Here is a 9,865-nt window from a genome sequence, read left to right as displayed (position 1 = left end):
TGCTGGCCCGAATGCGCCAGCACCAGGTACTGCACGACGAATTCCACGTCGACCATGGCGCCCACGCTGTGTTTGACGTCGAACGCCCCGGCCTTGACCGGGTGCGCCGCGCGCACCTTCTCGCGCATGGCCACCAGCTCCTGCGCCAGCGACGCGTGGTCGCGCTCGGCGGTGATCACCGCCTCTCGAACGGCATCGAAGCGCGCTGCCAGCGAAGTAGAGTCGTCCGGAGCGCCGAGGGCCCCGCCGCCGGGCCGCCCCAAGGCGGGGCCAGCCCCCTCGGGGGGCAGCGACCCGCGCAGCGGTGGAGCGTGGGGGCTCAATACACATCGCGCTCTTGTCATGGCCTGGTGTTCCCAGGTCCAGGCGGTGTTGCTGCCGCGGCCGCGCTGGTAGTCGTCGTAGGCGGCGAAGCTGGTCACCAGCAGGCCCGAGTTGCCGTTGGGCCGCAGCGCGGTGTCGATCTCGTACAGGTCGCCCTCGCCGGTCTTGACCTGCAGCCAGTTGATGAGCTTGCGCACGAAGCCGGCGTAGATCTCGTTGGCGCTCTCATGCTCGTCGTCGAACACGAAGACGATGTCCAGGTCGCTGCCGTAGCCCAGCTCTTTGCCGCCGAGCTTGCCGTAGCCGATGATGGCAAAGGCCGGCTCGTCGCGGTGGCGGTTCTTCAGCCGCGCCCAGCACCAGCGCGCGGTCACGCGCAGCACGGTGTCGGCCAGCGCGCTCAGGTCGTCGGCCACCTGCTCCACCGTCAGCACGCCCTCCACGTCGCGCGCCAGGGTGCGGAACACCTCGGCGTGGTGCGCGCGGCGCAGCAGGTTCAGCAGGGCTTCCTCGTCGTCTTCGCCGGTGCGCTGTAGCGAGCGGCGGCGCTCTTCCAGATCGGCCTCGAAACCGGCGGCGTCGAAGCGGTCGGTCAGCAGCTGCTGGCTGGCCAGCTCGTCGATCACGCCCGGGTGGCGCTGCAGGTAACGCGCTGGCCACTTGGCTGCGCCCAGCAGGCGCAGCAGGCGTTCGTGCACCGACGGCCGCTCCTGCAGCAGCGCCAGGTAACTCTCGCGGCGCAGCAGCGGCTCGATCCAGTCGGCCAGGCGCAGCGCGGCGGTTTCGCTCACGCGGCCTTCTTCGAGCCAGGCGCCGGTGCGCTCGACCAGGCGCACCAGGCGCACCCGTGCGTCTTCGCGCAGGGCCAGCACGCGCGGGTGCTCGCTCCATTCGCGCACCTTGGTGGCAAACGCCTCGGGCAGGCCGGGCAGCACGCCCTGCAGGTCTTCCACCGCGCTGCGGCCGCCGTTCTTGCCGTTGCAGCCTTTGCCGCTGCAGCCGCCCTGGCCGGCGCCGCCGAGCAGGATATCGAACTCGTGCGCCACCACCTCGCGGTGGCTGTCGAGTTCGTGCAGGAAGGCGCAGGTGTCGGTGTAGCCCAGGGTGGCGGCGATCCAGGCCAGGTCGTCGTCGCGCTCGGGCATCAGGTGGGTCTGCTGGTCGTCCAGGTACTGGATGCGGTGCTCGACCTTGCGCAGGAATTCGTAGGCCCGGGCCAGCGCCTCGGCCGTGGCCACCGGCATCAGGTTGGCCTTGCTCACACAGGTCAGTGCCTGCAGCGTGGGGCGCTTGCGCAGTTCGGGGAACTGGCCGCCGCGCACCACCTGCAGCAGCTGCACGGTGAACTCGATCTCGCGGATGCCGCCGCGCGAGAGCTTGACGTCGTTGGCACGGCCCGGGTTGCCCGCGGCGCGTTTGGCCGCGTGGTCGCGGATCTGGCGGTGCAGCGTGCGCAGCGACTCGAAGACGTTGTAGTCCAGGTACTTGCGGAACACGAAGGGCAGCACCGCGCCGCGCAGCGCGCTGGCGTGGCCGCTGGTGACGCAGGCGGCCGGTGCGATGACGCGGCTCTTGAGCCAGGCGAAACGCTCCCACTCGCGGCCCTGGACCAGGAAATACTCTTCCAGCGCGCCCAGCGACACCGCGGCCGGCCCCGAGTTCCCGTTGGGCCGCAGCGCCAGGTCGACGCGGAACACGCAACCGTGCTCGGTGGTCTCGCCCACCGTGTTGTAAATGTGCTTGACCGCCTTGGCGAAGTACTCGTGGTTGGTGATGCGGTTGCGCCCGCTGGCGTTGCCGGCGGTGTCGCCGTCGGCGTCGTAGACGTAGATCAGGTCGATGTCGCTGGACACATTGAGTTCGCGCGCACCGAGCTTGCCCATGCCGATCACCCACAGCTGCGAACGTTGCCCGTTCTCGCCGGTGGGCGCGCCGTAGAGCGCGTCCAGTTCGGCAAAGGCCAGGCTGCAGGCGTGGTCCAGCGCGAGTTCGGCCAGTTCGGTGACGGCGCGGGTCACGTCGGCCAGCGACGCGCCCTGCTCGCAGTCCAGCACCACCAGGCGTTCCATGACCAGCTGGCGCAGCACGCGCAGCGCTGCCGGCAGCGCCAGGCCACGTTCACGCAGGCGGGCCAGGCACTCGCCCATGCTGGCGTGCACCGGCGGGCCGGGGGGCAGCAGGGCCAGTTCGTCGGCGTAGCGGCGGCGGATGCGCTGCACAAACCGGGAATGGTCGGCGCGCCGGTCTGCCTCGGTCAGCGCGGGGCGGGCCCCACAGGAACGGAACACATTTGTTGACACGCCGGATGCATCCGCTGCGGAACCTGTAGATGGGCTGACCGTCATAATTTGCGTTGGACATGAATCAAAGCCAGGCGCCGATCGCGACGGCCACGCGAACCCTCAAAACCCTCTCCGTGGCGACGCGGCTGCTGCTGTGGCTGGTCCTGGCGGCGTGGGCGCTGCTGGCCCTCTCCTGGGCCGCCCTGCATTTGTGGATTGTGCCGCGGATCGACGACTGGCGCCCCGAGCTCGAACGCTGGGCAACGCGCGCAGTGGGGGTACCGGTCAAGGTCGGTGCGATCCGCGCCGAATCCGGGCAGGGGGGCCACCTCTGGCTGCCCGACTTCCTGCCCGGCCTGGCCCCCAGCCTGGAACTGTCCGACGTGCGCCTGCTCGACCCGCAGGGCCGCGACGCGCTGCGCCTGCCGAGCGTGCGCACCACGCTCTCGCCCCGCTCGCTCTGGCGCCTGGGCTTTGACCAGGTGCTGCTGCAGGCGCCGGTGCTGGACGTGCGGCGCACCGCGCAGGGCCGCATCGAAGTGGCGGGGCTGGACCTGTCCGGCCCGGCCAGCGGCGACACCGCCGCGGCCGACTGGTTCTTTGCACAACCCGAGTTCGTGATCCAGGGCGGCACCGTGCGCTGGACCGACGACCTGCGCGGCCAGCCGCCGCTGGCGCTGTCGGCACTGGACTTTGTGCTGCGCAACACCGCACGGCGCCACGAATTTCGCCTCGACGCCACGCCGCCGGCCGACTGGGGCCAGCGCCTGAGCCTGCGCGGGCGCCTGCGCGAACCGCTGCTGGACCTGCACCTGCGCCGCGCCGGCCAGACGCCCTGGCACAACTGGAACGGCGAGCTCTACGCCGACCTGCCCCACGCCGACGTGGCGCGCCTGCGCGTGCACGCCGACCTGTCCGAATGGGGCGTGGAGGTGCGCAGCGGCCAGGGCGCGCTGCGCCTGTGGGCCGACGTGACCGGCGGGCGTATCGGCGGCATCACCGCCGACCTGGCGCTGCAGGCGGTGCAGGCCCAGCTGGGCCCGCAGCTGCCGGCGCTGGCCATCGACGAACTCCAGGGCCGACTGAGCGCGCAGTGGGGCGACGAGGGCTACGGCCTGGCCACCGAGGACCTGCGCTTTCGCACCCAGGGCGGCCAGGTCTGGCCCGGCGGGCGCCTGTCGGTCCAGCACAGCCGCGGCCGGGCCGGGCGCGAGGCCGGCACGGTGCTGGCGGCCGACCGCATCGACCTGGGCGCGCTGGCCGCCATCGCCACCCACCTGCCCTTGTCCACCACCACCCACGGCTGGCTGGCGCGGCTGCAGCCTGCCGGCCTGGTGCAGGGCCTGACCGCCAGCTGGCAGGGTGCCGCGCCCGGCGTGGCCGGCTACCGGGCCAAGGGCCGCGTGCAAGGCCTGGCGCTGACCGGCGAGGACAGCGGCCAGATCTCCAGCTTCGGTGACCACCCGCTGCCGGGCCGGCCCGGCATCCGCGGCGCCGCGGTGGAGTTCGATCTGGACCAGGACGGTGGCCGCGCCCAGGTGGCCGTGCAGGACGGTACGCTGGAACTGCCCGGCGTGTTCGAGGAGCGCCTGCTGCCCCTGCAGCAGCTGAGCACCGAGGCGCGCTGGACCCGCCAGGGCGAGCGCATCGACGTCTGGCTGGACCGCCTGAGCATGGCCAACGCCGACGCCCAGGGCACGGGCCAGGCGCACTGGCACACCGGCGACCCGGCCACCAGCCCGGCGCGGGCCCGCTTCCCGGGTGTGCTGGACCTCAGCGCCACGCTCACCCGCGCCGACGCCACCCGCGTGCACCGCTACCTGCCGCTGAGCGTGGGCCCCGAGGCGCGGCGCTACGTGCGCGAGGCGGTGCGCGCCGGCACGGCCGACCGGGTGGACTTCCGCGTGCAGGGCGAGGTCTGGGACATGCCGTTCAACACGCCCGGCGCGCAGGGCACCTTCCGCATCGCCGCCGGCCTGCGCGACGTCGACTTCCAGTACGTGCCGGCCTTTTTGCAGTTGGCCGGCGAGGTGCCCTGGCCCGGGTTGCGCGGCGTGCAGGGCGAGCTGCTGCTCGACCGCGCGGCGCTGCGCCTGACCGGCGTGCAGTCGGGCCTGGACGGTGCGCCCAGCGTGCGCCTGGGCCAGGCCAGCATCGCCATCGCCGACCTGGCCCACACCTCCACCCTGGTGGTCAGCGCGCAGGCCCAGGGGCCGGCCGGCGAGGTGCTGGGGTTTGTGCGCCGCTCGCCGCTGAACGCCATGACCGGCGAGGCGCTGGCCCAGGCGCAGATCAGCGGCCCCGCGAACGTGCAGTTCCGCCTGAGCCTGCCGCTGCACGCGGTGGCGCGCACCAGCGTGCAGGGCACGGTGCAGTTCACCGGCAACGACGTGCGCATCACGCCCGACTCGCCGCTGCTGGCGCGTGCCACCGGCACGCTGGACTTCAGCGAGCAGGGCTTTGCCGTCAGCGGTGCGCAGGCCCGCCTGTACGGCGGCGAGCTGCGGTTTGACGGTGGCATGCGGCCCGATCCGCGCGGCGTGCCACGCATCCAGTTCCGCGGCCAGGGCACGGCCAGTGCCGAGGGCCTGCGCGACGCGGGGCTGGGGTTTGTGTCGCGCCTGTTCGCCAACGGCAGCGGCAGCACCGGCTACAGCGCGCAGCTGGGTTTTCGCGCCGGCGAGCCCGAGTTGCTGGTCAGCAGCAGCCTGCAGGGCCTGGCGCTGGCGCTGCCCGCCCCGCTGGGCAAGACGGCGGCCGAGAGCCTGCCGCTGCGGCTGGAGACCAGCGTGCTCAGCACCACCGGCGGTGTGGACGGCGAGCTGGCGCTGACCGACCGGCTGAAGGTGGACGTTGGCCCCGCGGCGCAACCGCTGCTGGCGCTGCATTACGAGCGCGACATCAGCGGGCCCGAGGCGCGCGTGCAACGCGGCAGCATCGCGCTGGGGCTGGGCGCGGGCGAGGCCGCGCCCCTGCCAGCGGCCGGCGTGGCGGCCAATGTGCACACGCCGCAGCTGGACGCCGACGCCTGGGAAAAGGCCTTCGCCAGCGCCACCGGGGTGGGCGTGCGGGCACCGGCCGAGGCCGCCACCGCGGCCAGCCTGAGCTACCTGCCCACCAGCCTGGCCCTGCGCACCGACCGCCTCACGCTGGATGGCCGCAGCTTCCAGCGCGTGGTGGTGGGCGCTTCGCGCGAGGGCGGCGGGCCCTGGCGCGCCAACATCGAGGCCGACGAGCTGGCCGGCTACGCCGAATACCGCCAGCCCAGCGGCAACCAGCCGGGCAGCGTGTTCGCGCGGCTGGCGCGCATGACGCTGGCGCCCGGCGCGGCCAGCGAGGTCGAACAGATCCTGCAGCAGCCCAGCAGCGTGCCGGCGCTGGACATCGCGGTGGACGCGCTCACCGTGGGCAACCGCCTGCTCGGCCGGGTCGAGATCGAGGCCGTCAACCGCGGCGGCGCCCCGCGCCAGCGCGAATGGCGGCTGACCAAACTCAAGCTGGCCGCGCCCGAGGCGCGCCTGACGGCCACCGGCAACTGGGCCGCCACCGCCAATGGGCCGGGCGCCGCCCGGCGCACCGCGCTGAGCTTTGCGCTGGACATCGACGACTCCGGCCAGCTGCTGGCCCGCCTGGGGCGTGAGGGGCTGGTGCGCGGGGGCAAGGGCCGCATCGAGGGCAACATCGGCTGGCTGGGTTCGCCGCTGTCGCTGGACCACGCCAGCCTCACGGGTCAGATCAAGGCCGACATCGAACGGGGGCAGTTTCTGAAGGTGGATCCCGGCGCGGCCAAACTGCTGGGTGTGCTCAGCCTGCAGGCCCTGCCGCGGCGCCTGCTGCTGGACTTCCGCGACGTGTTCTCCGAAGGCTTCGCGTTCGACTTCGTGCGTGGGGACGCGCGCATCGAGCAGGGCGTGCTGCGCACGAACAACCTGCAGATGAAAGGGGTGAACGCGGCCGTGCTGATGGAAGGCAGTGCCGACCTGGCGCGCGAGACGCAGGACCTGACGGTGGTGGTGGTGCCCGAGATCAACGCAGGCACCGCGTCGCTGCTGGCCACCGCGGTCAACCCGGCCGTGGGCCTGGGCACCTTCCTGGCCCAGCTGCTGCTGCGCTCGCCGCTGCAGAGCGCGACCACACAGCAGTTCCACATCACCGGCGGCTGGTCCGACCCCAAGGTCGACAAGATCGAACCCCCGCCCCGGGGCGCCGCCCCGGCGGCCACACCCGGTCCCGCGCTGCAGTAAGCTGCCTTCCCTGCACAAGGAGTTGTCCCCATGAAAGTCGCTGCCATCCAGATGGTCTCGGGCATCAGCCTGGACGCCAACCTCAGCGAGGCCCTGCGCCTGCTGCGCCAGGCCGCGGCCTGCGGTGCCGAGCTGGCGGTGCTGCCCGAGTACTTCTGCTTCATGGGCCACCAGGACGCCGACAAGCTGCTGCTGGCCGAAACGCCCGGCCTGGGCACGGTGCAGGACTTCCTGGCCGACGCCGCGCGCGACCTCAAAATGTGGGTGGTGGGCGGCACCTTGCCCATGGCCACCGACGACCCGCTGCACGCGGCCAACGCCTCGGTGGCCTACAACCCCAAGGGCCAGGCCGTCAGCCGCTACGACAAGATCCACCTGTTCCGCTACGACAACGGGCGCGAAGCCTATGACGAAGCCAACGTGCTGGTGGCCGGCGAGACGCCCACCACCTTCGACTGCGCCGCGCGCGACGGCCAGCACTGGCGCGTGGGCCAGAGCGTCTGCTACGACCTGCGCTTTGGCGAGCTCTACCGCCTACTGGCGGCCGACGTGCTGCTGGTGCCCTCGGCCTTCACCCACACCACCGGGCAGGCCCACTGGGAGGTGCTGTTGCGCGCCCGCGCGATCGAGAACCAGGCCTACGTCATCGCCAGCGCCCAGGGCGGCCTGCACGAGAACGGCCGCCGCACCTGGGGCCACAGCATGGTGATCGACCCCTGGGGCCAGGTGCTGGCGATGCAGGCCACCGGGCCGGGCATCGCCATGGCCGAGCTGGACATGACCGAGCTGCAGCGCGTGCGCCAGCAGCTGCCCGCGCTGCAACACCGGAAGCTGTGATCGCGGACGCCCTGCGCTCGCGCCGCTGGCTGCTCTGGGGCGCCCTGCTGGCGCTGGTGGTGGCCTTGCTGGCGGTGCTGGTGTTCCTGGCGACCGCGTACGAACAGCAGCGCGACCAGACGGCGCTGGAGGCCGACGCGAGCGGCGTGGCCAGCGACATCCGCAGCGGCCTGCTGCGCAATGTGCAGACCCTGCAGTCGCTGCACAGCGTGGCGCCCAGCGCCGACGCGTGGGACGGACCGGCGGCCGAGATGCTGGCCTCGCACCGCGAGATCGTGAGGCTGGAATGGCGCGACCTGCAGCTGCGCACGCTGGCCCAGCGCGACACCCCGTTCATGGCGCAGCCGTTTGGCCAGCTCGACCGCTCCCAGGCCCGGCCGGACGTGCAGCAGGCCTGCGACAACGCCCGCCGCGTCTCCGGCCCGGCCTATTCGCCCAGCTATTTCTGGCCGCTGAGCGACGGGCTGGGCATGGAGCTGATGGAGATGTGCCTGCCGGTCGTGCGCGCCGGCAGCACCAGCGGTTATCTGGTGGCCACCTATGGGCTGCCGGGCATCCTGGCGGAGCTGACCACCAAAGACTTCCTGCGCGGTCGCGGCCTGGCCTTCACCGAGCCAGACGGCACCCGCCTGGCCCTGCACAGCAGCGTGGGCGGCGCGCGCCGCACCCTGGTGGCCACCAGCCTGCTGGACCTGCCCGGCCACACCCTGATGCTGCGGCTGGAAAGCCCGCGCGCGGTGTACGCCCTGTTCCCCAACGTGCTCACGGCCGTGGTGGGCGTGCTCTCGCTGGCCTTGCTGGCGGTGCTGGGCCTGCTGGCGCACGACATCCGCCGCCGCCAGCAGGCCGAGCACGAACTGGCCGACGCGCTGGCCTTTCGCAAGGCCATGGAGGACTCGCTGGTCACCGGGCTGCGCGCGCGCGACATGGACGGGCGCATCACCTACGTCAACCCCGCCTTCTGCCAGATGGTGGGCTACAGCACCGAACAGCTGATTGGCAGCGGCTTCCCCGCGCCCTGGTGGCCGCCCGAGCTGGTGGACGAGTACCAGCAGCGCCAGGCCGTGCGCCTGGCCGGGCGCGACCTGCCGCGCGAGGGCTGGGAATCGGTGTTCCAGCGCAGCGACGGCACGCGTTTTCCGGTCCTCATCATCGAGGCGCCGCTGATCGACGCCCAGGGCGTGCAGACCGGCTGGATGAGCGCCATCCTGGACCTGACCGAACAGCGCCGCGTGGAAGAGCTCAACCGCGCCAGCCAGGACCGCCTGCAGGCCACCGCGCGCCTGGCCACGGTGGGCGAAATGGCCTCGCTGCTCAGCCACGAACTCAACCAGCCGCTGGCCGCCATATCGAGCTACGCGACCGGCACCCTCAACCTGCTGGACGGCCCGGCCGGCGAGCTGCGCCCGGACGAGCTGCACCAGGCCATGCGCCGCATCGGCGAGCAGGCCGAGCGCGCTGGCCGCGTCATCAAAAGCGTGGCCGACTTCGTGCGCCGGCGCGAGCAGGTGCGCGAGCCGGTGGCGCCGCACAGCCTGTTCGACGCCATCGCGCCGCTGCTGGGCCTGCAGGCCAAGAAGCTGGGCATCCGCGTGCACACCGAGATCGCGCCCGGCCTGCCCGCGGTGCAGTGCGACCGCACCATGGTCGAACAGGTGCTGCTCAACCTGGCGCGCAACGGCATGCAGGCCATGCCCGACGGAGACCCGCCCACCCGCTCGGGCCTGCGCATGCTGACCCTCTCGGCCCGCCTGGCCAAGCCCTGGACCGACAGCGACCGCGCACCGCGCAAGGCCTGGGTGGAGTTCGCCGTCACCGACCACGGCCAGGGCCTGGCCGAGGAGGTGCGCAACAAGCTGTTCACGCCCTTTTTCACCACCAAGGCCGAGGGCATGGGCCTGGGCCTGAGCCTGTGCCGCACGGTGGTGGAGCAGCACGGCGGCGCGCTGGTCCACGAAACGGCCCAGCCGCGCGGCACGACCTTCCGGTTCACGTTACCGGTGGCGTGAACAGGCCCCCCCTGCGCCGCCTGCGGCGTCACACCCCAGGGGGCGATGCGAGTGGCCCGGCAAAGCCGGTTCCACCGCATCCTCGACGCAGACACTGTGCGCCGGAGGGGGAGTTGATCCAGGGCACCGCGGAACCGGCTTTGCCGGGCCGCCAGTGCCGCCCCCAGCA

4 protein-coding genes are annotated in these 9,865 nt (G+C 72.5%); 3 read left to right on the top strand and 1 reads right to left on the bottom strand.

What is annotated here, in order from left to right:
• A partial coding sequence (glnE, locus tag ACR2JA_RS16650; RefSeq protein ID WP_434010194.1) for a bifunctional [glutamate--ammonia ligase]-adenylyl-L-tyrosine phosphorylase/[glutamate--ammonia-ligase] adenylyltransferase occupies positions 1–2,669 on the bottom strand: 2,669 nt, incomplete at its 3' end.
• A 14-nt stretch (positions 2,670–2,683) separates the two neighbouring features.
• Between glnE and ACR2JA_RS16645 the strand changes: the two genes are divergently transcribed.
• Genes ACR2JA_RS16645 through ACR2JA_RS16635 form a run of 3 tightly spaced genes read left to right on the top strand, consistent with a single transcriptional unit; the run spans position 2,684 to position 9,696 of the window.
• Entirely contained in the window at positions 2,684–6,850 is a 4,167-nt protein-coding gene (locus ACR2JA_RS16645; RefSeq protein WP_434010193.1) for a YhdP family protein, read from the top strand.
• Positions 6,851–6,880: 30 nt separating this feature from the next.
• Positions 6,881–7,687: a carbon-nitrogen hydrolase family protein gene (locus ACR2JA_RS16640; RefSeq protein WP_434010192.1), complete on the top strand. Its 807-nt coding sequence runs from the start codon at positions 6,881–6,883 to the stop codon at positions 7,685–7,687.
• On the top strand, positions 7,684–9,696 hold the full coding sequence (locus ACR2JA_RS16635; protein WP_434010191.1) for a two-component system sensor histidine kinase NtrB: 2,013 nt from the start codon (positions 7,684–7,686) through the stop codon (positions 9,694–9,696). The genes ACR2JA_RS16640 and ACR2JA_RS16635 overlap by 4 nt, the downstream gene beginning before the upstream one ends.
• Positions 9,697–9,865 lie beyond the last annotated feature (169 nt).

The sequence above is a fragment of the Hydrogenophaga sp. genome (genome assembly GCF_051007235.1).
GTDB lineage: Bacteria > Pseudomonadota > Gammaproteobacteria > Burkholderiales > Burkholderiaceae_C > Hydrogenophaga.
This window is presented reverse-complemented; position numbering and strand designations above follow the sequence as displayed.

What these genes read in the sequence shown, in the direction of transcription:
- ACR2JA_RS16645 (WP_434010193.1), top strand. Translation starts at nt 2,684, where the DNA reads ATGAATCAAAGCCAGGCGCCGATCGCGACGGCCACGCGAACCCTCAAA.
- ACR2JA_RS16640 (WP_434010192.1), top strand. Translation starts at nt 6,881, where the DNA reads ATGAAAGTCGCTGCCATCCAGATGGTCTCGGGCATCAGCCTGGACGCC.